Source organism: Pseudomonas batumici (genome assembly GCF_000820515.1).
In the GTDB taxonomy this organism is placed as follows: domain Bacteria; phylum Pseudomonadota; class Gammaproteobacteria; order Pseudomonadales; family Pseudomonadaceae; genus Aquipseudomonas; species Aquipseudomonas batumici.
Genome location: NZ_JXDG01000048.1, coordinates 36,479 through 57,710, shown reverse-complemented (window position 1 = coordinate 57,710; position 21,232 = coordinate 36,479). Strand labels below are relative to the sequence as shown.

Below are 21,232 nucleotides of genomic sequence, written 5' to 3'. Positions count from 1 at the left end.
TCAATTCAAGCTGGTTTTGATCAGCATGTCATAAGCCAGCTTGAGCACGGGAACGCTGATACAGACGAGCAGGATGCCGAGCTGCCAGCGCAGGATCTTGTTCTGTGAGTCCATTTCTGCAATGGATATCTGGAATTTTGCACCCTGTTCTGTAATGGCGGATCGCAGTTCTACACCTTGCTCCTTGATGGACGCTCGCAGTTCTGCTCCCTGTTCTTGAATCATCGTGCGAAGTTCGGTACTCACGGAGCGAAGTTCGTTACTCAAGGAGCGAATCTCCACACTCTGATCCTTGATCATGCCACGCAGCTCCGAGCTCAACTCCGTGATCGTGCCACGCAGTTCCGAGCCCAACTCCGTGATCGTGCCACGTAGTTCCGAGCCCAACTCCGTGATCGACGCCTGCAAGTGTGTCTCGGTTCGGAGCAGATCAGACTTTGTCGCGAATTTTTCCATATCCGACTCCCAGGCATTTACAACCGCCTTGGCCTTGTTCGGGGGCACGCTGATGGTCGTCAGTGCGTCGTATAAGTTCATCGATAGCTTCATCGTATCTCCTGCAAGGGACAAGTGACCAGAAGGCACCGCCTGACGACGGGCTCCCGTCAAAAGCGAGGACTGGGCAGGGGCTGTCGAGGACAGCGGTCCGGATTCAGATAATCGACGCAAAGCTATTGAGTGGAAAGTCGGACATTTCCTATGGAGTGGCAGGACCAGGCCTGGCTTTTTGAACGCCAATCAACGTGGCTGCCAGGGAGGCAGCCAGCCGCCGATCCGCGATTAAGCTTAGTCGTCGTGCAGCATGCTGGTGCCGTACTCACGGAAGCTGCTGCCCAGGTTCGAACCGCCAAAACTCTGGGTGACGGGTTTGCTGTCGTAGTGTTGATTGCAGCTTTCCGTATAGCAGGCACTGTTGGTGCTCATCGTGCTCGTACCGGAGCAGGCGCTCAACAGCAGGGCGCTCAGTGCCTGCGCGACTTTGACGAGGTTCGGCTTCATGGTTCGGTTTCCCCAGGCTGGATGCAATGTACGGATAAGGCCTTTGCCATCTTACGCCGCTTGAGCGCGCGGCTGGATGAAACATTTCGCCGGTGGGACAAAAGGCTGGCCAGGGGAGTTTTCTTCAATACCGCTGCCTGCACGCATGGGTACCTTCAGCCCGACATCCATTCATGCGGAAGGTAGACGATGAGCGTTCTTGTTTCCATGGCGGCCTTTGCGCTGGCCTCTTCCATCACGCCCGGCCCGGTCAATATCGTGGCCCTGAGTTCCGGTGCGCAGTTCGGCTGGCGCGCCAGTCTGCGACACGTGACCGGCGCAACCCTGGGCTTCACTCTGTTGCTGGTACTGATCGGCCTCGGGTTGAATGAACTGCTGTTGTTCGTGCCGAGCCTGACCCGGGGGATCCAGTTGGCCGGCGTGGCGTTCCTGTTGTACATGGCCTGGAAGCTGGCCGCCGACGATGGCTCCCTCAATACCCGCCAACCCGGCAAGCAACCGACAATGACGCTCGGCGCAGTGATGCAGTGGCTCAACCCCAAGGCCTGGCTGGCCTGCGTGGCGGGGATGGGGGCGTTTGTGGCCAATGGCGAGGCGCGGCTGGTGTGGCAGTTTGCGGCGGTGTATTTCGTGATCTGCTACGGCTCGATTGCCTGCTGGGCGTTTGCCGGGACCTTTTTGCGTCACTATCTGGACAACCCCAGGGGCATGCGTCTGTTCAACCGGCTGATGGCATTGTTGCTGGCGCTCAGTGCGATCTACCTGTTGCTGCCTTGAGGCGGATCAGCCGCGATACTGTCCCGGTGTCGCGGCCAGGTGTTGCTTGAAGGCTCGTTGGAAATGCGCCTGGTCGGCGAAACCGGCCTCCAGCGCGACGTCGGCGATCAGGCCGCCACGGCGCAGGCGATTGCGGGCGTACTGGATGCGTCGGTTGACGAGGAAGGCGTGGGGCGTCATGCCGTAATGCTGCTTGAAGGCACGGGTCAGGTAGGACGCCGACAACTGCGCGGCCTGGCAGATGTCCTCCAGCTTCAGGGCTTCGGTGCAGTGTTTGTGAATATAGGCCGCGGCCCGTTCGAGCTTTTGATTGATCTCCCGAGCCGGCCGTGGCGCCGGGTTCAAGCGGTGTTGCAACAGGGTGAAGAACTCGACGAGGGCGCACTGTTTTTCCAGGAGCGCGAGGTCGTCGTCCACCAGGATCTCGTACAGGCTGTTCAAGCCTTCGTAGAGTGTCGGATCGGTGGTGAGGGGGGTGGAAAAGGCCCGAAAATCCAGATCCTGGCTGAACCCCAGTTCATGTTGCAGTGACGTCAGCCAGGGCGTTTCGACATAGAACATGCGATAGGCCCAGGGCTGGTCGTCGATGGGGTTGCAGGCATGCACCTCGCCCGGATTCATGAGCACCACGGTGCCGGCGGCGACCCGCCATTGATTCTGCTCGTTGATATAGGTGCTTTGGCCGTGGGTGATCGCCCCGATAGAGAAATGTTCGTGGGAATGCCGGGAATAGCAGACCTTGCGGCCGTCCTGGATCGAGCGGGCTTCGATGAAGGGCAGGCGTTCGTCCCGCCAGAAGTAGGGGGCCTTGTCATCGGGAGCGGCTGGGGAGGCTTTGCTCATTTTGCGGGTCCGGTGCGGGATGTTGGGGGCAGTGACTGACCTGTAGGAGCGTAGCTGGGTCCTACAACAGAAGCCGAAGCGGTTCCGGTCTTTCCTGGGTTTGCCAAGCCTGGGCATGAGTCGCCTCGGTTGCGGTCAGCCAAAGGTCGGCATGAGGCTGCAAGGGTTCGGACGGCCACTCCAGTATCTCTTTCAAGGCGATCTTCACACGAGTACCCGGGTCGGAGCCATCCCTCAGGTCCCAATCCGCTTCGAACTGGCGCAAGTGCAGGGCGTCGGCGCCAAAATCGATGAAATGTGGTCGGTTGCCCAGCCAGCCGGGGGCCGTGCGCAAGGTGCGTGCCTCGATGTCCAGCAGCAGGAGCTTCCAGGCGCGGCGAGTGTAACTGTCGGCGAAGTCGCGGTGGTCGAGGTACAGCCGGGTCAACGCCAGGTAGCGTCCCTTCGGCGACCAGGCCATGGATGGCGCCAGATCCGACAGGGCGCAGCCGGAGGCGGTCAGCAGGTGCCCGCCGAGGCGGGCGATATGGCCTCGGCCCAGATCGTCGCCGTATTCTGTGGTGCTGCCGAACAGCCAGGCGGCATCCTGGCCGGTTGGGGAGGGCTGAATAAACTCGCCTTCGGCGGTGGCGATCTGTGGCTGATGAACCTGCCGCCAGGTGGGCAAGTCTTGCAGTCTGTCCGCAGCGACTTGCAACCTGCGCAGTTCGTAGTAGAGACGCGAGTCTTCGCGGTATCGGCAGAACTCGGCGGCTTGGGACGCTTCAGGGGCGGCTTCGGTAAAACGTTGCAACGGCGTGCTGGCGACGTCCCGGGGAAGGCGTCCGACAATTACCGCTACGCTCAGCGTCGCGGCGCGGAAATCCACCAGCCCGGCTACCCGCATCGGCGGGCTGTCGATCAACCGACGTTGCCGGGGATCGGCGACCACCACACGGTCGGGTATCGCAGGATGCGGGGAGAACGGCACCAGCGCCAGGTAGCGGGAACAGTCGCTGACCCGATGGTCCAGGCGCCAGAGGCCGGGCAGGGTCCAGTCGCCGATCCGGCACTGATAGCCGACGGACTCGTCCTGATCGACCTGTTCCTGGCTGAAACAGGCCCGTAGGCCATCCAGCAGCGGCTCCGACTCGATGGTCACGCTCGCCTCGCTCCCGTCGCTGTCCAGCGGCAGGACCAGGCGGGTGCGAGGCTGCTTCCATTCGGCATTCTGCTCGCGGCCCAGAGGGTCGTGGCCGACCAGGATTTGCGAGTCGCTGTGGATACCCTGTAACTGGTAACCGAATCGCCCGTTGTCGGGTTGCGACAGGGGCAGGTAGCTCTCCAGCCAGACCTGTTGCTCGTCCAGCGCCAGCGGATCGCTCCAGTATCCGCCGAGGCCGCGGTCATCGCTGGTCCAGGGACTGCGCAGTGCCCGCCAGCCGCGATCCTGCTGCCAGAGCCAGAGTGGTCGGTGCGGTTCTGACGGTTCGAGCGGGCGGGCGATACACACCAGGCTGCGGCTGTCGGCGCTCCAGACGATCGCTGTCTGGGCGGTGATCAACAAGGGGGCGGGGACACCGTCCAGGCTGAGCCGGTAATCGGGATGGTTGATCGGTGTGGTCGGCTGGTCCAGTTCCCGCAGGCTGACGGGCAGGGTCAACTGGCCCTCCAGCAGATGCCGGCCATCGGGGGAGCGATATTCGATCTGTTGCCGGGCCAAGGCCTGTTGCCAGTTCCCGGGCTCCAGCCAGAGATCGCTGACCGGCAGCAGGTCGATAGCTTCGGCGTCTTTCAACAGGTCCTCGAGGGAATGCTGGTGGGCGCCGTTGTCCACCAGCGGGCTGTAACGCCCGCCCAGGCCTTGCTCGTTGAAGGTGTCCAGTTCCCAGAACTGGTCGGCACGGCAGCGATAGAGGCGGCGCAAGGGACGATCGAGAATCACCAGGCCCCAGTTGCCGCGCGACGGAATGGGGGCGGCGAAGTAGCGGGCGTCGCTGGAAAAGCGTGCCGAGGCCCCCAGCCCTTCGAGCAGGATGCCGTCGGGAAACAGGTAGTCGCACATCACCGGGCCGCCCATGGCAATTTCGCCCTGGTTGAACACCCGGATCGGCTCGCCTTCGGGCGTCAGCGTCGGTTCCTGGCCGCCCCAGGCGCTGGCACCGTTGCCCGAGGTCGGGTTTTCCGTGGTGGGCGTCACCAGGCCCAGGCGTCTTTCCCAGAGGCTCACGCAGGCAAGCCCGGGGTGAATCGCCAGGAAGGCGGCCGCGATACTCCAGTATTCGGGCAGTGCCCGCCCGAGGCTGAAGCCCAGGCCGAAGACCGCCGAGATCATCAGCCGGGCAAAGGCTCGTCCGCCCTTGGGCCAACCGAGCTTCACGCAGGCCCACATCCCTGCGGCGCAGGCGAAAACCACGGCCAGGGCGAGGGCGGGGGGAAGGATCGTTACGAAGAAAATCGGCACCAGCAGAACCAGGAGCAGCCACAGCAGCTCGAGCAGCAGGCGGCCGATGTTCTTGTTCTCGCGGGTAGGGTTGCGTGCGGCGCTCACGGATGACGTCCTGTACGGCGGAGGCGGAGCGCGATTATGCAGGTTTGGGTGCGCGGCGGCACCTGCGGGCTTATGGCGGCGGGTTTGACTCCGCTTGCGGCGGATCGAGTAAGGCCGTCGAGGTCACATCACTGCCAGCGAGGCAGGCCGGAGGGCCCAGTTCGGCCATGTGATAGACCCGCACGAACAGGCACTCAAGCACAACAGCACGTGGCCCGAAGAGTCGGGCCACGGTATCAGGGCTTACTTTGCCGCTTCGGCGCGGCTCTTGAGGTTCTTGTCAGCCTTGTAGCGCAGGGCCACATCCGGCACTTCGCCGCTCTTGCCGGTTTCTATCCAGTTGCGGATCCGGCTGGCATCGGCGAAATGGGTGTACTTGCCGAAGGCATCGAGAATCACCAGGGCCACCGGACGGCCGCCCATGCTGGTCACGAGCACCAGGCAATGACCGGCCTGGTTGGTGAAGCCGGTTTTGGTGATCTTGATGTCCCAGTTGGCTTTATTGACCAGGTGATCGGTGTTGTGAAAGCCCAGGGTGTAGTTGGGCTTGCGGAACGCCACGGTCTTTTCCTTGGTAGTGCTCAGCTCGCTCAGCATTGGATAGTGACGTGCGGCCATCAGCAGCTTGCTGAGGTCGCGGGCGGTGGAGACGTTGTGGATCGACAGGCCAGTGGGTTCCACATAGTGGGTGTGGAGCATGCCCAGGGACCTGGCCTTGGCGTTCATCGCCGCGATAAAGGCTGCATAACCGCCCGGGTAATGGTGGGCGAGGCTGGCCGCCGCACGGTTTTCCGACGACATCAGGGCGATCAGCATCATTTCCCTGCGCGACAGCTCGCTGTTGAGCTTGACCCGGGAGAACACCCCTTTCATTTCCGGGGTATCGGCGATGTTCACCGAGATGTACTGGTCCATCGGCAGCTTGGCGTCCAGTACCACCATGGCGGTCATCAGCTTGGTCACCGAGGCGATCGGCACGACCACGTCCGGGTTGCTGGAGTAGAGGGGCTGGTTGGTCTGCAGATCGATGACCAGGGCGCTACCGGAAGCGATTCGCAGGTGGTGGGGGTCACGGGAGGTGGAGCCCGTTTCGCGGGCTTCTACGTTGGGGGTGATAACGGCGCCTGCCAAGACAAAAACCAGGCCGAAAATGGAATGACGAATGTTCACGCGGGTGGACTCGCAAAAATATGATGGGTAAGCCGTTGGCAACGGGTCGTTCTGAAAAAAATCGTTACATTTTATGAATATAGTTCAGAAACTTGCCACACCTCTGTAGATCCTGGGCTTAACTGACACAAAATTTACGCTTGTATCGTCGTACCCATTCTCTCTTCGAGCTTTCCGATCTCCGTCCAATCCGTGGTTGAGTTCAGCCAGCGCGCATAGGCTGACAAAAGGACCTGAACACTGTGCCCTAGCTGGCCGGCAATGAAGGTTGGGGTGGTGCTGGCCATGAGACATATTTTAGCTCAGGTAGGGCGGCGGTTGTATGGATGGCAGCCCTTATTTTCAGGGCTGCAGCGCCTGATTGTGTATCCGGCTTGACATGTTGTGGTGCCAACCTTGTGCACCGATTAGCATCGGGGCAATCCAATGACTCAGGAGTCCGGCAATGCCGAAGAGTTTGATCAGCAGGGATTACCTGCCTATGGTGGCCTGGGCGGGGATGGTGGCGGTCCTGTTGCTGGGATTTGCATTTTTTCCGAAATCGGCGGACTGGTATGGCTGGGTCCAGGCGGTGGGCTTGATTGTTGGCCTGATGATGGCCATCAGTGTGCCGGCGATCCAGCGCAAGCAGGAGTTCCAGGAACAGCGTAAGCAACGCCGTGAACACGACGTGGGCTATGCGCGGCGGCTGCACTATTTCGGCATCGAGCTGCTGGATCTGCTGGGACGCATCAGTGCCAATCTGGCTCACTTGCGGGCCACGGATCGACATCGCTGCCAGCGCAACCTCGAGGATTTCCTGCACCGTCTGTTCGAGTCGCACAAGCATGACCTGAACGACGATCGGATCGTCATCAATCACGAACTGCGCCAGGTGACCCAGGCGCTGATCGATGAGCTGGAAAGTGGGCGCAGCGACCGCGTGGTGATGATCGAGCTGGAAAAGCGCCTGCAGAAGCTCACCCATCGTGCCCAGGTCAATGCCGCACTGGCCGAGCGCGGCTGATGCGCGCGAGCCCATAAAAAAGCCCGCAACGAGTGCGGGCAAAGGGGTGTGCGGAGCAACGCACGTTTCGGGAATCTTGGCGCGGTCAGGCGCTCAGGGCATGCAGGTCCAGGCTTTGCGACGAAGCCTTGGCCGCCGGCAGTGAGGTGAACGGTCCGCTGACGGGGACACCGTCTCGGACCAGGTACCAGCAGGCGAGCAGACCCAGCTCTCTGAGCGAGGCGGGAACGGCGCTGCCGATAACGGACATGATTTGAACCTTGGCCATGAGGACCTCCATCGATCTATGGAGCTACCTTATAGGCCCGACCGTGTTCGAGGAAAATCATCGCGCTCGATAGTGGACATCGACGAGATCGACAGGCGGTAAAGAGGGGGACGTCAGTCGACGACCTGATCCAGCATCTTCAGCACTTCCTGCTCATTGAGCAGCCCCTTGCGGACCAGGTTTTCGGCCAGCAACGAGAGAAATTTGGCCGTGCGGTGGCCTTCGAGCTGCTTGAGTTCGGTGAGGGCGCTGTAGACCTTGCTCGAGGTGCAGAGTCCAGCGGTGCGATGTGGGTGCTGTGTAGGCATGGCGCGTCCTTGTTCTTATCATTTAGCCTGATCTTGCTGATCAGGTATGGCATAAATATGACAGTCGTATTAACGCCCGTCCTGGGCGACGACAGGTTACATCATGCCTTTTATCGAGGGTGGGCGGGTGTCTTGCCTGCGACCTTTGAGGGTGTAATTCAGACATCGCAAAAAAAAGCCCCACTCTTGCGAGCAGGGCCTGGGTATTGCGACTGTCGATTACCAGCGTGGGCCGTCGTGCCAATGATGCCGGTGTTCGTAGTACACCGGACGGCCATAGTAACCACCCTGGACGTAGACGGGAGCCGGCTGGACATAGACCGGTGCGGGTTGGACATAGACCGGAGGCGGCTGTTGCACGTAGACCGGAGCCGGTTGTACATACACCGGCTGCTCGACGTAAGCCGGGCGAGAGACCATCGAACCGACGATGGCTCCACCGATCACGCCACCCAACAAGGCAGGGCCAACCCAACCACCACCGCCGTGGGCAGAGGCCTGACCTGCGACAGCGAGTGCACCAACGAGCAAGGCTATCTTGGGAATTGTGCGAATCATGATTATTCCTCGGGTTCCAACCCCAGCGCTTGTTGTCTGCAATAGACTCAAGGACTGTCGCGGGGATACTTCTATGACAACGACTTTTCGAAAAATTGCGAAGCCGTTGAGTAAATTTTGTGTAAGGCTCGTGGCGCGGCTTCTTTACAGGTGTCCGAGGCAGGTGCCAGAGCCTTTCAGCGAGTGGCTATGATCGACGAAAGTTGGGTAAATGCCTAATCCCATTTGTCCGAAAACACCCATCAGGAGATGAAACATGCAGATGAACCCCAACAAAGACACCCAATTGTGCATGTCGTTGTCGGGGCGCCCCGGGAATTTCGGCTTGCGTTTCCACAATCACCTTTATGAACAACTAGGGCTGAACTTTTACTACAAGGCGTTCAGCAGCCAGGACCTGCCCGGTGCGGTCGCTGGGATCCGGGCCCTGGGCATTCGTGGCTGCGGGGTGTCGATGCCGTTCAAGGAAGCGTGCATCGCCCTGGTGGATGAGTTGGATGCGTCCGCCGCGGCGATCCAGTCCATCAATACCATCGTCAACACCGCCGGCTATCTGAAGGCCTACAACACCGACTACATCGCCATTGCGCAGCTGCTCGACAGCCATGCGGTGCCCAAGGACATCACCTTTGCGCTGCAGGGCAGCGGTGGCATGGCCAAGGCCGTGGCGTCGGCCCTGCGCGACGGTGGTTACCGCAATGGCGTGATAGTGGCCCGCAACGAAGTGGCGGGCCGGGCGCTGGCACAGAATTGCGGCTATGAATGGCAGGCGCAATTGGGGGCGTTGCGCCCACGGATGCTGGTCAATGTCACGCCGATCGGCATGAGCGGTGGTCCTGAGGCGGATCAATTGGCGTTCGAGGCCGCGGCGGTGGACGCCGCCGAGACGCTGTTCGACGTGGTCGCGGTGCCCTCGGAAACCCCGCTGATTCTGCGGGGCAGGGCCCAGGGCAAGCATGTGATCACCGGGCTCGAGGTCATTGCCATCCAGGCGCTGGAACAGTTCGTGCTGTACACCGGCGTGCGGCCTGGCGAGGAGCAGTTCCAGAAAGCCGTGGCGTTTGCGCGCAGTTGAAGACCTGCGGGCGGGTTACTCCAACCGCGCCAGACGCTCTTCAAGCGCCGTGATCCGCGCTTCCAGTTCTTCGATGCGCTCCACGGACACGGCGCCGGTCGCACTGCGTTCCGGTCCTTGCTGACGGGCCGCGAGGATCGCCTCGATATCCGCCGGGTCGCCCAGGGCGTGGGTGTAGCGGTCTTCCCGCTGCCCGGACTGGCGTGGAATCAGCAGGGCCAGGCCGCGGGCAATCAGGCGCTCCAGCTGGTGCACGACCTGCTCGCTGTCTTCGAAATCATGCATCCGGCTGCTGCGGGTTAACAGTTCGTTGACCGTTTGCGGACCCCGCAGGAACAGCAGGCCGATCAACACGACCTGGGCCGGCACCAGTTCCAGCGTCTTGTCGACCCGATGTTCCCAGCGGTCGGCGCGGCTGCCCATCACCAGGCGAGTGAAACCGCGGCCTTCCAGGGCCCGCAGGCTCTGGCCGACCTGGCCCTGGCTGAGGTTGGTCACGGGCTCGCGGCTGGTTTTCTGGTTGCAGGCCAGGACCAGGGCATTGAGGGTCAGGGGATAGGTTTCCGGGCTGGTGGCCTGTTTTTCGATCAGGGAGCCCAGGATGCGGATTTCCGTGCTGTTCAACTGGGGTTGATCGACGGAAGTCTCTTGCTCGCTGCCCATTGTGCGTTTCCCTTTGCATAGAAAGGTCACCAGCGTAGGGCCTTCACCCGTAAAAAGACAAGCCGCGATGAGCTTCACCCTGGCTATAATCGTCCGGCTTCACTCCTGCCATTTTCACTGCGAGATCCTCATGACCATTTCCCTGTACGCAGCTTCCATTCCGGTTTTCAAACAAATGCTCAATGCCTTGAGCGACGTTCTGAACAAGGCCGAAGCCCACGCGGCGGCGAAGAACATCGATCCGAGCGTTTTCGTACAAGCCCGCCTGGCCCCTGACATGTTCCCGCTGAACCGTCAGGTGCAGATCGCGGTCGATTTCGCCAAGGGCGTTTCCTCGCGTCTGGCCAAGATCGAAGTGCCGTCCTACCCGGACACCGAAACCACTTTCGCCGAATTGCAGGCGTTGATCAGCAAGGTGCTGGCTCACCTCGACAGCATCACTGCGGCACAGATCGACGGCAATGAAGGCATCGAGATCGTGACCCGTCCGGGCACCCCGAAAGAGAAGCGCTTCAGTGGCCAGGCCTACCTGCTGACCTACGGCCTGCCGCAGTTCTTCTTCCACGTGACCACTGCCTACGCGATCCTGCGCCACAACGGCGTGGAAATCGGCAAGCGTGACTACATGGGCGCGTTCTGATTTCGTTGCCGGTTCACCTCTGACTTGCTGGTAATTTTGTGGCGAGCGGGCTTGTCGGAACGCCGCACCGCCGCGCTCAGCTGCGAAGCAGTCGCAAAACCGGTCACCTCGGTCTGTCTGATAGGCCGCACTCGCCGGTTTTAGGGCCGCTTCGCGCCCCAGCGCGGCGGTGCGGCGTTCCGACAAGCCCGCTCGCCACACACCTTCTGTTACAGTGATCGCTTCCCCTCTGTTTGCACCTCTTATTCAGCGGGCCTTCGGGCTATCGCTGGCGTTGTCGTTTCTGGAGTGATTCATGTTGTTGCCCATCCTGCTGTTGTCAGCCGCCGGATTCACCGTGCTGACGACGGAGTTCGTCATTGTCGGCCTGCTGCCGTCGATTGCCCGTGACCTTGACGTCAGCATTCCCCAGGCGGGCTTGCTGGTGACTTTGTTCGCCTTTACCGTCGCCGCGTTCGGACCCTTCCTGACCGCGTACTTTTCGCGTTTCGAACGCCGGCGCCTGTTCATCACCATCCTGGTGATGTTCGGCCTGGCCAACACCCTGGCGGCGCTGGCACCGAATATCGGCGTCATGGCCATCGCCCGCCTGCTGCCGGCGCTGGGGCTCCCGGTCTTCTGGGCCCTGGCCAGTGAAACGGCGGTGGACATCGTCGGCCCCGACTACGCCGGGCGTGCGATCGAGAAGATCGGTTTCGGCATCGTCTGTGCGACGGTGTTCGGAATTCCCGTCGGCACCTTGATCTCCGACGCCTGGGGCTGGCGCAGCGCCTTTGCGATCCTGGCGGGGGTGGCCATGATCAAGGCCCTGCTGCTCTGGTGCTACCTGCCGGCCACGCGCCTGCACCTGGAGCAAGTGTCCTTGCGTTCGCAGTTCGGCATCCTGCGTCGTCCGCTGATGATCGGCCATGTGCTGTTGTCGATCCTGGTGTTCTGCGGCATGTTCACGGCCTACACCTACCTGGCCGATATCCTCGAGCGCCTGGCCGGTTTCAACGGTACGGTGGTCGGCTGGTGCCTGATGGGCTTCGGTGCGGTGGGGCTGATCGGCAACTCCCTGGGCGGGCGCATGGTCGATCGCCATCCGCTGATCGCTTCGATGGTGTTCTGCGCCTTCATGATCGGTGGCATGGTGGCCCTGGTGCCGAGCATTCACTCTATCCTTGGCCTGGCGGCCGCCCTGGGCGTCTGGGGCGTGACCCAGGCGGCCCTGTTCCTGGTCAGCCATGTGCGCCTGATGAAGGCCGCGCCCCATGCGCCGGCCTTCGCGGCGTCGCTGAACATTGCCGGTGGCAACCTGGGGATTGGCCTGGGGGCAATGGTCGGCGGTCGGGTGATCGACAACCTGGGCCTGGGCAGCCTCGGTTTTGCCGCCGCCGGCTTTATCCTGCTGTCGATCCTGCTGGCGCTGGCGCTGATGGGTGCCAAATCCCGTACGGTCTACGCTTAGTCTTCCAGTGTCGTGAAGAGCTCGCGTCGAGCCCCCTCGGTGATGGCGACAATGCCGGGGTGCTTGACCTTGCGTTCCACCGAGATCGCGTAGAACGACTCGCTCACCGCCTCTGTCTGGCCGATCAGTTCGACGCCGTACTGCCGGCACACTTCCTCGGCGATCACGCTCGGTGCGATGAAGATCCCGCTGCCGGATTGGCCGAACGCCTGCATCAGGGCGCTGTCGTCGAACTCACCGACTATCCTCGGATGCAGTTGCTGTTCGGCGAACCAACGCAGGAGGCGGCTGCGAACCACGCTTTCCTGCCCGGGAATCAGCAGCGGTGCGCCGTGCAGGCAGCGCGGAAAATCATCGGCATGCCGCGCTGCCAATGAGGCCGTGGCAAAAAAGCTGATCCCGCATTCCCCCAGTTTCCGGCTGTAGCCCTTGATGTCCAAGTGGCTGGGCATGGGGCTGTCGGAAATCACCAGGTCCAGGCGCTGGATCGCCAGGTCGGCGAGCAGGCGTTCGAGCTTGTCTTCGCGGCAGGTGATACGGATCGGCTCATCCAGCTCCATGGTCGGCGCGATCAGGCGGTAGACGATGGATTTGGGCACCACATCCGCAACCCCGACCCGCAGCAGCCGCTGCTGTTCGTTCGGCTGGGTCCGCAGCATTGCTTCCAGTTCGTTGCCCAGTTGGAACATCTGTTCGGCGTAGGGCAGGACCCGGCGCCCGGCCTCGGTCAGTTCCAACTGCCGCCCGACCTTGCGAAACAACTCCACGTCAAAGGTCTGTTCCAGCAGGCTGATCTGGCCACTGATGGTCTGCGGTGTCAGGTTCAACTGCTCGCAGGCCCTGGCAATGCTGCCGGTTCTGGCCACGACCCAGAAATAGTGAAGCTGGCGATAGTTGAGCATGGATGACATCAGTTCGTTAAAACCGAAGTATAGCGCTTAAAAATACGAATTTTACTGAAGTGTCTGCTTCCCTAGAATGCGTTGCTATCGGTGGGCCAGCACGTGGCCGCCTCACCCCGGAATCAGGACTGAAGCATGGAATACCTGTTGCAACTCGCCGTCAGCCCCACCGCCTGGATTGCCCTGGCGACGCTGATCATCATGGAAATCGTGCTGGGCATCGACAACCTGATCTTCATTTCGATCCTGACCAACAAGCTGCCGGCGCAGTTTCGCACCAAGGCCCGGCGCATCGGTATCGGCATGGCCCTGATCCTGCGCCTGGGCCTGTTGAGCACCATCGCCTATATCGTCCAGCTCACCGCGCCGGTGATCGAGCTGTTCGGCCAGGCGTTCTCCTGGAAGGACATGATCCTGATTGCCGGCGGCCTGTTCCTGGTGTGGAAGGCCACCACCGAGATTCACCACAGCATGGACCCCGAGGCCAAGGAGGCCGAAGACAGCAGCGCCAGCGTATCCCTCGGTTTTGCGGCGGCGATCGGCCAGATCCTGATGCTCGACATGGTCTTTTCCATCGACAGCATCATCACGGCCGTGGGCATGACCGAGCATCTGCCGATCATGGTGGTGGCGGTGGTGGTGGCGGTCCTGGTGATGTTGCTGGCGTCCGAGCCGTTGGCGAAGTTCATCCACGACAACCCGACGGTGGTGATGCTGGCCCTGGGCTTCCTGATCATGATCGGCATGACGCTGATTGCCGAAGGTTTCGGTGCCCATGTGCCCAAGGGCTATGTCTACGCGGCCATGGCCTTCTCCGCGGTGATCGAAGGCTTGAACATGCTGGCCCGACGTGCCCGGCACAAGCGTCAGCTGGCAGAAGCCTGATACTGGCCGCATGCTGAAAAGGCCGCCTGGGTTCAGGCGGCCTTTTTCGTGGCGTTTTCGTGAAAGTCCGTCAGTGGGCGATGGCGGTACGGGCCTGGGACTTTTCGCTGGATTTGGGCTGCGCAGGCAGGGCAGGGGTGTGATGCCGACGGGAGACTCTCAGGACTCCCCATAACATGGCCGCCGCGACGGTTACCCAGCCGAGCACCAACAGTACAATGATCGCTACAAGGCTCATCAGTGCCTCCTTCGCCCGTTCGGGCTCACTCACTTCGTCCGTCTTCCTGCCAATCCAGTCTAGACGTTGCAGTGTTTCAGTCCATTGACCAAAGGTCGTGGGGATGCAGTCATTTCGCTCTATCGCGCCAGGCAATCTGCAACGAAAGGCTATACCCTTGGTCACCTGCGACCTATGATCAGGGGCCCTGCCAGGTGTTGAGCGGCCTGGCGATTGACCAAGAGAGTGAAGATGTTCAAGGGATCAACAGGTTTGCAAAGGGTACCGGGGCGGCGCTTGTGGCTGGTGGGCGCATTGTTGCTGGGATTGGGCGGTTGTGCCGGCGGTGTTGCGCCGGACGTCCAGCGTCTGCCGGAGCGGGTTGAACTCAATGCCGTGCCGTTCTTCCGTGGCGAAGCCTATCAAGGCGGTACCATGGCCCTGGCCAGCATGTTGTCGCAGCAGGGCGTCAGCGTGACGCCGGGGTTGCTGGAGAAACCGCTGAAATTGCCCGGCGCCGAGGACGGTCTTGAGCGAAACATGCAGGTCCTGGCGCGTGAGTACGGCATGGTGGTGTACCCGCTGGACCCTGACTTGTCGGCGTTGCTGGCCCAGGTCGCGGCCGGGTATCCGGTGCTGGTGCGGTTCAACGAGGGCCGGGTGTGGTCGACCCCGCGCTATGCGGTGCTGGTCGGTTACAACCGGAACAAACAGACCGTCCTGCTGCGCTCGGGCATGAATCGCCGGATGCTGATCACGTTCTCGGCCTTTGCTTCGGCCTGGAAGGATGCCGGCAGTTGGGCGGTGCTGGTCCAGGCGCCGACGCAATTGCCGGTCCAGGTTGATCGGCAGCGCTGGTTGAAAGCCGCCAACGACCTGGCCCAGGCCGGTCAGGAGCAGGCGGCGGCCCAGGCCACGAAGGCATTGGTCGGGCATTGATGGCAAGGTCTGCAACAGGCCGGGGTGTTCAAACCCCCAGCTTGTCCCGCAGCGTGTAATACCAGGCGCCCAGGGCGCTAAATGGCGTGCGCAGCAACTGGCCGCCGGGGAAGGGGTAGTGCGGCAGGTCGGCAAAGGCGTCGAAACGCTCGGCCTGGCCGCGCAGGGCCTCGGCCAGCACCTTGCCCGCCAGGTGGGTGTAGGTCACACCGTGACCGCTGCAGCCCTGGGAGTAGTAGATGTTGTCCCCCAGGCGGCCGACCTGCGGCAGGCGCGACAGCGTCAGCAGGAAGTTGCCGGTCCAGGCGTAGTCGATCTTCACATCCTTGAGCTGCGGGAAGGCCTTGAGCATTTTCGGCCGGATGATCGCCTCGATATTGGCCGGGTCCCGTGCGCCATATACCACGCCGCCGCCGAAGATCAGGCGTTTGTCGCCGGAAAGGCGGTAGTAGTCCAGCAGGTAGTTGCAGTCCTCGACGCAGTAGTCCTGGGGCAACAGCGACTTCGCCAGCGCATCGCCCAGGGGCTCGGTGGTGATCACCTGGGTGCCGCAGGGCATCGACTTGGCGGACAGTTCCGGCACCAGGTTGCCCAGGTAGGCGTTGCCGGCGACGATGATGAACTTGGCCCTGACCTTGCCCTGGGGCGTATGCACCACGGGGTTGGCGCCGCGTTCGATGCGCACCGCCGGAGACTGCTCGTAGATCGTCCCGCCCAGCGACTCGACCGCGGCCGCTTCGCCCAGTGCCAGGTTCAACGGATGAATATGGCCACCGCTCATGTCGAGCATGCCGCCCACGTACTGGTCGCAGCCGACCACCTCCCGAATGCGCCGCTCGTCCAGCAGTTCGAGCTGGGTGTGGCCGAAGCGCTCCCAGAGCCGCTTCTGGGATTCGAGATGACCCATCTGTTTCTTGGTAATGGCGGCGAATACACCACCGTCCTTCAGGTCGCACTGGATGTTGTACTGGGCGACTCGCTCGCGAATGATCCGACTGCCTTCGAAGGCCATCTGCCCGAGCAACTGGGCCTGCTTGGGGGCAACGCTGCGTTCGATGACATCGATATCGCGGCTGTAGCTGTTGACGATCTGCCCGCCATTGCGGCCCGACGCGCCGAAACCGACCTTGGCGGCCTCCAGCACCGTGACCCGGAACCCGTTCTCCAGCAGGAACAGTGCGCTGGACAGCCCGGTATAGCCGGCACCGATCACGCACACATCGGTCGCGACGTCATCCTGCAGGGCAGGGCGTTCCGGTACCGGATTCGCCGAAGCGGCGTAATAGGACTGGGGGTAGGGAGTGTTCGCCATCCTGCAACCTCTGTTTTATATTTTTTACGATTGGCCTGATCCTACCTTAGATGAAATACCCCCGCCAGCCACCCTGGGAAAAAGCCGGCGTCTGCAGAACTCAGTAAAAAATTTGCATATTCAAAGAGTTAGCAAAATAAAGGGGTTGACACTCGCGAGAAAATCCGCAAAATACCGCCCCACAGCAGGCACGTAGCTCAGTTGGTTAGAGCACCACCTTGACATGGTGGGGGTCGTTGGTTCGAGTCCAATCGCGCCTACCAGATAAAATCCGCTCTGCTGGGCGGTCAGAAAGGGTCAACCGAAAGGTTGGCCCTTTTTTGTTTTCGGGTGCTCACTAAAAAATACGCATATTCATAGGCTTAGCGGAAAGAAAAGGGGTTGACACACCTTCGAAATTCCGTAGAATGCCGCCTCACAGCAGGCACGTAGCTCAGTTGGTTAGAGCACCACCTTGACATGGTGGGGGTCGTTGGTTCGAGTCCAATCGCGCCTACCAAACAAAATCCGCTCTGCTGGGCGGTCAGAAAGGGTCAACCGAGAGGTTGACCCTTTTTTGCATCTTGGGTTCAGCAAGTGTTCTCGGCTCATCAGATCCGTACTGGCTGGACTGTCATCTGCGGCGGCTTGACGGCCGATCCGCAGCGCTCTTGAAATACCGCCACATTCAGTTGGTTGACCTTCCTCCCTCTTTAGTCTCTGTTTCAGCCCTGGCCGATATGCGTGGACTCCCGGACAATGCGCTCATGAGTGCAGAGTTTCCAAGCGCCCGCCATTGAGCGGGCTTTTCTTTCCAGGGCGTTTCGGTTGTAGCGGGGATATCAATGGTACGGATACTGGCAATTTCCGGGAGCCTTCGGGCAGCCTCTTCAAACAGCTCGCTACTGCGCGCCGCCGAGAGACTCAGCCCTGAAGGGGTGTCGATCCAGCATTATCTGGACGTGGGGCAACTGCCGCATTTCGACCCGGACCTGGCTGACAATCCTCCGGCGATCGTTGTGGCGTTGCGCGAGCGGATCGGTCGGGTGGATGGCATCCTGATTTCGTGCCCTGAGTATGCGCGCGGCATTCCGGGATCGTTCAAGAACGCGCTGGATTGGCTCGTTGCCAGTCACGAGTTTCCCGGCAAGCCGGTGGCGCTGTTCAATGCATCGCCACGGGCGAGTCATGCGCAGGCGGCGCTCAGGTTGGTGCTGGATACGATGTCGGCGAATCTAGTCGAGTCGGCATCGATCACTGTGAATTTGCTGGCTAAAGAGATGGGGGAGGCGGAGATTGCCGTGGACCCGCAGATTCGCCGACAAATCGTTTCAGCCCTGGAAGCCTTCAAGGGTTGGATCGATGAGAAAAGTCGGGTCCCGGAGAAGCAGCCGGTCGACGTCTGATGGCTCGCGATGAGCCTGAGGGCGTCATCCTTGACGCCCATCGCGAGTAGGCCTGCTCCTGCAGTCAGTCGGACTTGCGGTCCTGCCGGGCATCGATGAAGGGCAGGGAGCCGCTTGGCAGCACTGTTGTCGGTAGCACGCCGTTCCAACGCTCCGCCTTGGTCAACTCCACCAGGTTCTGGTTGCTCGCCAGTGCCTGGGCCCGAGCCTTGATCGCCTCGGCTTCGGCCCGACCGCGCAGTTCGGTGGCCTGGGCATCGGCCTTGGCCTGTGCCAGTTGCGCATCGGCTTCGGCTTGTGCCTGGGTCACGCGGATCTGTGCCTGGACCTGTTCGGTCGCCAGTTGCTGTTCGCGGGTCTTGACCTGGACTTCGGCGGCCATGCGGGCCTCGATGGCTTTCTCATAGGCGTCGCTGAAGTCGATGTTCTCGACCTGCACGCTGTCGATAATCACCGGCCCGGTGATCGCCGCCTTGATCGCCATGGAAATGTCACTGACCAGCTGGACGCGGTTCTGCACGGCGGCCACGGCGTTGAACTGGCCGAAGACGTTCTCGACCTGGGTCGGTACCTGACGACTGATCAGGCGGTCGCGGATGCCCTCGATATCCTTGAACTGGGTGTACACCTTGGCGACATCGGAGGGCGCGACGTGCCAGGAGACCGAGACCTTGAGCTGCGCCGATTGCTGGTCCTTGCTGTAGGCCTGGAGGTTCTCGTACGCCGATACCTGGCTCTGGGTGCTGATCAGCTTCACCGTTTCAATAAACGGCGTCTTGAACGACAGTCCCGGGTCCACCACGCCGACGAGCGCGCCGTTTCTCAGGAGCACGCCGCGCTCGGTTTCATCCACGGTGTACCAACTGCCAAAAAACACGATGAGCAGGATCAGTGCGGCTGCACCCCCCACCGCGCTGCCGATCATATTACGGGTCATATTTCGTTCCTTTGATGAACGGGCAAGCCATCCCTGGACGCGCTGCCGGCGTGTTCAGGGACTGCTCCCCGTTAACATGGCCAATGGTTTTGCAGGCGGCCTCGCTGACCGCAATGGTCCCGGACACCTGTCGGGCCGCCCTTGTCGGCGGCTCGACATGATAACCATTTGACCGGTCTCATTCTGAGAAACCACTCTCAGACCAGAGCGCAAACCGTCGTCGGCGGGCTATCCCGTCTGGGCCACCGTGACCTGACAGTCATTTTTTTCGGTGATATTGAAAAGCCATATTGACCCATTGTCGGACAATCTGTAGATTGCGCGGCCTGTGTCAAGGAGCGACAAAAATGGCTAATGGAATAGTCCAGCCTACCTGTTTGTGTCTGTTCGAAAAATTCGCTACCGATTCTCATTCTCGTCAAACGACTGTTCTGACGCAGGATGCGGCTGTCTCGATCAACCACTGCGAATTACTCGAGCGCGTTGCGCAAGTGCGCAGCGTGCTGCGTCAACGTGCCCTCCAGCGTGGGCAGGTGGTTGCCATTGCCTTGGCGTCCGGCTTTGACGTGCTGTCGATGACACTGGCGGCCTGGGCCGAAGGCCTGGCCATTTCCCTGTTGCCCCATGAACTGGGCACGTCTTCCGGCAAGCCCGATGACGGTCGTTTGAACGGCATGCTCGAGTTGATCGAGCCGGCCCTGATTCTCGGCAGTGAGCCTGTCCGGCAACAGTTGTCCCAGGAGTGGGCAAGCCGGGTCCTGACCGATGTCGCGCTGGGCGAAGCGCTGGGCAACGTGCAAGCACTGCATGAGCCGGCGCGTTGTGTCCCCGCCGACCAGGCCATTCTGCAGTTCACTTCAGGCAGCACCGGACTGCCCAAGGCCGTGTGCATCAGCCAGGCAATGCTCAGTGCCAATTGCCAGGCGATTGCCGAACGGGTCGCGGTCAGCCCGAGCGACCGGATGGTCAGCTGGCTGCCGTTGCACCACGATATGGGGCTGTCGGCGATCACCCTGGCCTGGTGGTGCGGCATCGATCTGGTCCTGATGCCGACGCGTGAATTCTCCCGGCAACCGCTCGCCTGGCTGCAGGCGCTATCGCGCTATAAAGGCACCTTGTCGCCGGCGCCGACATCGGCCTTTGCCCTGCTCAATCGTCTGGCGGGGCGGGTGCGTGACGGTGAGCTGGATCTGTCCGCCTGGCGTTACGCTTGGGTGGGGGCCGAGCCGGTGTTCCATGACCATCTGCGCCAGTTCGAAAGCGCATTCGCCTGCCATGGCCTGCAGTCCGGGGTGTTGCAACCGGCCTATGGCATGGCCGAAGCCGTGGTGGCGGTTTCCCTCAATCCGCCGGGGCAGTCGCTGCGCGTACGTTGGCTGGATACCCGCGCCTTGCATGCCCTCGGCGAAGTCATCGAGCTGGGCGAAGGGGCTCCCGGTTCCGCCGCGTACCTGGGTAACGGCAAGGTGGTCGATGGGGTCGAGTTGCGCATCGCCGATGAGCACGGGCTCGCGCTGGGCGAGGGTAGCCTGGGTCATATCGAAATTCGCGGAAGCTCGGTGATCAGCCAGTACCTGAAGGTCGAGCCGGTACGCCGCCAGGGCAGCGACTGGTACAGCACCGGCGACCTGGGCTTCCTGCTCGACGACGAAATCTATATCACCGGGCGCACCAAGGACCTCATCACGCGGGCCGGCGTGAACGTCAGCCCGCAGATCATCGAATGGGCCCTGGAAAGCTCGCTCGGGCTGGCCGCGGGTTCGGTCGCCGCCTTTTCCTGCATCGACGGCCGCCTGGCCAGGGAAAGCGTGGTGGTGGTCATGGCGAGCAACGCGCTGGCCGGACGCGAACTGGACGATCTGCGTCGCGAGGTGGCCCGTACGGCGGTCCGGCATGCGGGTGTCCAGGTCGATGACCTGGTGCTGATCCGGCGCGCGGATTTCCCCAGGACCACCAGCGGCAAGATTCAACGCCAGGCCCTCTGTCGACGCTACCTCGGCGGCGAATTGAGCAGCGTCGCCGCGACCCAGACCTCTCTTTCCGTTTAACCCACCCAGCTGCACGGATTGCATGCGTGCAAGGAGCACTTGTGTTCGACGTTATTTGCCAGACGATTCGTAGTCTTTCGCTGCAAGGCATTTTGCCGGCCCACTTGAGCAGTTTGCCCTTGCAACCCGGTGACGCCTTGCTCGATCTGGGCCTGGACTCCCTCAGCCAACTGACCTTGCTCTCCGAGCTGCGCGGGCGCCTGGAGATGAGCATTCCGGCCGAGCCCATCGACGGCCTGACCACCTTGGGCGAGTTGGCGGAACTGCTCGACGAGGCGAACGTATTCGACCTGTCTCCAGCCATCTGAGGGGCGTCGAAC

23 protein-coding genes and 2 tRNA genes are annotated in these 21,232 nt (G+C 61.6%); 12 read left to right on the top strand and 13 right to left on the bottom strand.

Translation table 11 applies throughout. The features are described 5' to 3' along the window. A complete protein-coding gene (locus UCMB321_RS18600) occupies positions 1–549 on the bottom strand; it encodes a DUF503 family protein (protein ID WP_040069627.1) in 549 nt (182 codons plus the stop codon). A 237-nt stretch (positions 550–786) separates the two neighbouring features. Next, complete coding sequence (locus UCMB321_RS18595; protein ID WP_040069624.1) at positions 787–999, bottom strand: hypothetical protein; 213 nt, start codon at positions 997–999, stop codon at positions 787–789. Between the two features lie 189 nt (positions 1,000–1,188). Between UCMB321_RS18595 and UCMB321_RS18590 the strand changes: the two genes are divergently transcribed. After that, entirely contained in the window at positions 1,189–1,776 is a 588-nt protein-coding gene (locus UCMB321_RS18590; RefSeq protein WP_040069623.1) for a LysE family translocator, read from the top strand. A gap of 6 nt (positions 1,777–1,782) precedes the next feature. On the opposite strand, the gene UCMB321_RS18585 is transcribed toward UCMB321_RS18590, so the two are convergent. The 3 genes from UCMB321_RS18585 to pbpG form a co-directional block, all read right to left on the bottom strand. Further along, entirely contained in the window at positions 1,783–2,619 is an 837-nt protein-coding gene (locus UCMB321_RS18585; protein ID WP_040069622.1) for an AraC family transcriptional regulator, read from the bottom strand. Positions 2,620–2,680: 61 nt separating this feature from the next. Further along, positions 2,681–5,149, bottom strand: coding sequence for a hypothetical protein (locus UCMB321_RS18580; RefSeq protein WP_040069621.1), 2,469 nt, complete (start codon positions 5,147–5,149; stop codon positions 2,681–2,683). Positions 5,150–5,392: 243 nt separating this feature from the next. Then, complete coding sequence (gene pbpG / locus UCMB321_RS18575) at positions 5,393–6,319, bottom strand: D-alanyl-D-alanine endopeptidase (RefSeq protein ID WP_040069619.1); 927 nt, start codon at positions 6,317–6,319, stop codon at positions 5,393–5,395. A 445-nt stretch (positions 6,320–6,764) separates the two neighbouring features. Between pbpG and UCMB321_RS18565 the strand changes: the two genes are divergently transcribed. Further along, positions 6,765–7,325: a hypothetical protein gene (locus tag UCMB321_RS18565; RefSeq protein ID WP_040069616.1), complete on the top strand. Its 561-nt coding sequence runs from the start codon at positions 6,765–6,767 to the stop codon at positions 7,323–7,325. An 85-nt stretch (positions 7,326–7,410) separates the two neighbouring features. On the opposite strand, the gene UCMB321_RS18560 is transcribed toward UCMB321_RS18565, so the two are convergent. The 3 genes from UCMB321_RS18560 to UCMB321_RS18550 form a co-directional block, all read right to left on the bottom strand. Beyond that, a complete protein-coding gene (locus UCMB321_RS18560; RefSeq protein WP_040069614.1) occupies positions 7,411–7,593 on the bottom strand; it encodes a hypothetical protein in 183 nt (60 codons plus the stop codon). A gap of 113 nt (positions 7,594–7,706) precedes the next feature. Beyond that, complete coding sequence (locus tag UCMB321_RS18555) at positions 7,707–7,901, bottom strand: hypothetical protein (protein WP_040069612.1); 195 nt, start codon at positions 7,899–7,901, stop codon at positions 7,707–7,709. 219 nt (positions 7,902–8,120) lie between these two features. Then, a complete protein-coding gene (locus UCMB321_RS18550; RefSeq protein WP_040069610.1) occupies positions 8,121–8,459 on the bottom strand; it encodes a hypothetical protein in 339 nt (112 codons plus the stop codon). A gap of 256 nt (positions 8,460–8,715) precedes the next feature. On the opposite strand from UCMB321_RS18550, the gene UCMB321_RS18545 reads away from it, so the two are divergent. Further along, a complete protein-coding gene (locus tag UCMB321_RS18545) occupies positions 8,716–9,534 on the top strand; it encodes a shikimate 5-dehydrogenase (RefSeq protein WP_040069608.1) in 819 nt (272 codons plus the stop codon). 15 nt (positions 9,535–9,549) lie between these two features. On the opposite strand, the gene UCMB321_RS18540 is transcribed toward UCMB321_RS18545, so the two are convergent. Beyond that, positions 9,550–10,197, bottom strand: a complete 648-nt coding sequence (locus tag UCMB321_RS18540; RefSeq protein ID WP_040069607.1) for a YceH family protein — start codon at positions 10,195–10,197, stop codon at positions 9,550–9,552. A gap of 130 nt (positions 10,198–10,327) precedes the next feature. Here UCMB321_RS18540 and UCMB321_RS18535 point away from each other — a divergent pair, with 130 nt between their 5' ends. Then, the gene (locus UCMB321_RS18535; RefSeq protein ID WP_040069669.1) at positions 10,328–10,837 is read left to right on the top strand and encodes a DUF1993 domain-containing protein; all 510 of its coding nucleotides are present in this window, start codon (positions 10,328–10,330) and stop codon (positions 10,835–10,837) included. 295 nt (positions 10,838–11,132) lie between these two features. Continuing rightward, positions 11,133–12,287, top strand: coding sequence for an MFS transporter (locus UCMB321_RS18530; RefSeq protein ID WP_040069606.1), 1,155 nt, complete (start codon positions 11,133–11,135; stop codon positions 12,285–12,287). Here the strand turns inward: UCMB321_RS18530 and nhaR are convergent. Then, positions 12,284–13,189 (bottom strand): transcriptional activator NhaR, encoded by a 906-nt coding sequence (gene nhaR / locus UCMB321_RS18525; protein WP_040069604.1) that lies wholly within the window; start codon positions 13,187–13,189, stop codon positions 12,284–12,286. The two genes, UCMB321_RS18530 and nhaR, sit on opposite strands and share 4 nt — an antisense overlap. Before the next feature lie 135 nt (positions 13,190–13,324). On the opposite strand from nhaR, the gene UCMB321_RS18520 reads away from it, so the two are divergent. Then, the gene (locus UCMB321_RS18520; protein ID WP_040069601.1) at positions 13,325–14,074 is read left to right on the top strand and encodes a TerC family protein; all 750 of its coding nucleotides are present in this window, start codon (positions 13,325–13,327) and stop codon (positions 14,072–14,074) included. A gap of 70 nt (positions 14,075–14,144) precedes the next feature. Here UCMB321_RS18520 and UCMB321_RS31095 read toward each other — a convergent pair whose 3' ends face one another. Next, positions 14,145–14,312 (bottom strand): hypothetical protein, encoded by a 168-nt coding sequence (locus tag UCMB321_RS31095; RefSeq protein ID WP_167337449.1) that lies wholly within the window; start codon positions 14,310–14,312, stop codon positions 14,145–14,147. 231 nt (positions 14,313–14,543) lie between these two features. Here UCMB321_RS31095 and UCMB321_RS18515 point away from each other — a divergent pair, with 231 nt between their 5' ends. Next, entirely contained in the window at positions 14,544–15,230 is a 687-nt protein-coding gene (locus UCMB321_RS18515; RefSeq protein ID WP_040069599.1) for a PA2778 family cysteine peptidase, read from the top strand. Between the two features lie 28 nt (positions 15,231–15,258). Here UCMB321_RS18515 and UCMB321_RS18510 read toward each other — a convergent pair whose 3' ends face one another. Next, complete coding sequence (locus UCMB321_RS18510; RefSeq protein ID WP_040069596.1) at positions 15,259–16,542, bottom strand: NAD(P)/FAD-dependent oxidoreductase; 1,284 nt, start codon at positions 16,540–16,542, stop codon at positions 15,259–15,261. A 186-nt stretch (positions 16,543–16,728) separates the two neighbouring features. On the opposite strand from UCMB321_RS18510, the gene UCMB321_RS18505 reads away from it, so the two are divergent. From UCMB321_RS18505 to UCMB321_RS18495, 3 genes are all read left to right on the top strand, one after another. Next, positions 16,729–16,805 (top strand) — tRNA-Val (locus tag UCMB321_RS18505). 159 nt (positions 16,806–16,964) lie between these two features. Further along, a tRNA-Val gene (locus UCMB321_RS18500) sits at positions 16,965–17,041 on the top strand. Between the two features lie 325 nt (positions 17,042–17,366). Next, positions 17,367–17,927, top strand: coding sequence for an NADPH-dependent FMN reductase (locus UCMB321_RS18495; RefSeq protein ID WP_052451304.1), 561 nt, complete (start codon positions 17,367–17,369; stop codon positions 17,925–17,927). A gap of 64 nt (positions 17,928–17,991) precedes the next feature. Here the strand turns inward: UCMB321_RS18495 and UCMB321_RS18490 are convergent, their stop codons facing one another. Then, on the bottom strand, positions 17,992–18,864 hold the full coding sequence (locus UCMB321_RS18490; protein ID WP_040069594.1) for an SPFH domain-containing protein: 873 nt from the start codon (positions 18,862–18,864) through the stop codon (positions 17,992–17,994). Positions 18,865–19,211: 347 nt separating this feature from the next. On the opposite strand from UCMB321_RS18490, the gene UCMB321_RS18485 reads away from it, so the two are divergent. After that, positions 19,212–20,912, top strand: coding sequence for an AMP-binding protein (locus UCMB321_RS18485; protein WP_084615101.1), 1,701 nt, complete (start codon positions 19,212–19,214; stop codon positions 20,910–20,912). 41 nt (positions 20,913–20,953) lie between these two features. After that, the gene (locus UCMB321_RS18480; RefSeq protein WP_040069590.1) at positions 20,954–21,220 is read left to right on the top strand and encodes a phosphopantetheine-binding protein; all 267 of its coding nucleotides are present in this window, start codon (positions 20,954–20,956) and stop codon (positions 21,218–21,220) included. Positions 21,221–21,232: the final 12 nt, after the last annotated feature.

Bases quoted from the DNA above. Each gene is read 5' to 3' on its own strand.
- UCMB321_RS18600 (WP_040069627.1), bottom strand. From the start codon at position 549: ATGAAGCTATCGATGAACTTATACGACGCACTGACGACCATCAGCGTG.
- UCMB321_RS18595 (WP_040069624.1), bottom strand. From the start codon at position 999: ATGAAGCCGAACCTCGTCAAAGTCGCGCAGGCACTGAGCGCCCTGCTG.
- UCMB321_RS18590 (WP_040069623.1), top strand. From the start codon at position 1,189: ATGAGCGTTCTTGTTTCCATGGCGGCCTTTGCGCTGGCCTCTTCCATC.
- UCMB321_RS18585 (WP_040069622.1), bottom strand. From the start codon at position 2,619: ATGAGCAAAGCCTCCCCAGCCGCTCCCGATGACAAGGCCCCCTACTTC.
- UCMB321_RS18565 (WP_040069616.1), top strand. From the start codon at position 6,765: ATGCCGAAGAGTTTGATCAGCAGGGATTACCTGCCTATGGTGGCCTGG.
- UCMB321_RS18560 (WP_040069614.1), bottom strand. From the start codon at position 7,593: ATGGCCAAGGTTCAAATCATGTCCGTTATCGGCAGCGCCGTTCCCGCC.
- UCMB321_RS18555 (WP_040069612.1), bottom strand. From the start codon at position 7,901: ATGCCTACACAGCACCCACATCGCACCGCTGGACTCTGCACCTCGAGC.
- UCMB321_RS18550 (WP_040069610.1), bottom strand. From the start codon at position 8,459: ATGATTCGCACAATTCCCAAGATAGCCTTGCTCGTTGGTGCACTCGCT.
- UCMB321_RS18545 (WP_040069608.1), top strand. From the start codon at position 8,716: ATGCAGATGAACCCCAACAAAGACACCCAATTGTGCATGTCGTTGTCG.
- UCMB321_RS18540 (WP_040069607.1), bottom strand. From the start codon at position 10,197: ATGGGCAGCGAGCAAGAGACTTCCGTCGATCAACCCCAGTTGAACAGC.
- UCMB321_RS18535 (WP_040069669.1), top strand. From the start codon at position 10,328: ATGACCATTTCCCTGTACGCAGCTTCCATTCCGGTTTTCAAACAAATG.
- UCMB321_RS18530 (WP_040069606.1), top strand. From the start codon at position 11,133: ATGTTGTTGCCCATCCTGCTGTTGTCAGCCGCCGGATTCACCGTGCTG.
- nhaR (WP_040069604.1), bottom strand. From the start codon at position 13,189: ATGCTCAACTATCGCCAGCTTCACTATTTCTGGGTCGTGGCCAGAACC.
- UCMB321_RS18520 (WP_040069601.1), top strand. From the start codon at position 13,325: ATGGAATACCTGTTGCAACTCGCCGTCAGCCCCACCGCCTGGATTGCC.
- UCMB321_RS31095 (WP_167337449.1), bottom strand. From the start codon at position 14,312: ATGAGCCTTGTAGCGATCATTGTACTGTTGGTGCTCGGCTGGGTAACC.
- UCMB321_RS18515 (WP_040069599.1), top strand. From the start codon at position 14,544: ATGTTCAAGGGATCAACAGGTTTGCAAAGGGTACCGGGGCGGCGCTTG.
- UCMB321_RS18510 (WP_040069596.1), bottom strand. From the start codon at position 16,542: ATGGCGAACACTCCCTACCCCCAGTCCTATTACGCCGCTTCGGCGAAT.
- UCMB321_RS18495 (WP_052451304.1), top strand. From the start codon at position 17,367: ATGGTACGGATACTGGCAATTTCCGGGAGCCTTCGGGCAGCCTCTTCA.
- UCMB321_RS18490 (WP_040069594.1), bottom strand. From the start codon at position 18,864: ATGACCCGTAATATGATCGGCAGCGCGGTGGGGGGTGCAGCCGCACTG.
- UCMB321_RS18485 (WP_084615101.1), top strand. From the start codon at position 19,212: ATGGCTAATGGAATAGTCCAGCCTACCTGTTTGTGTCTGTTCGAAAAA.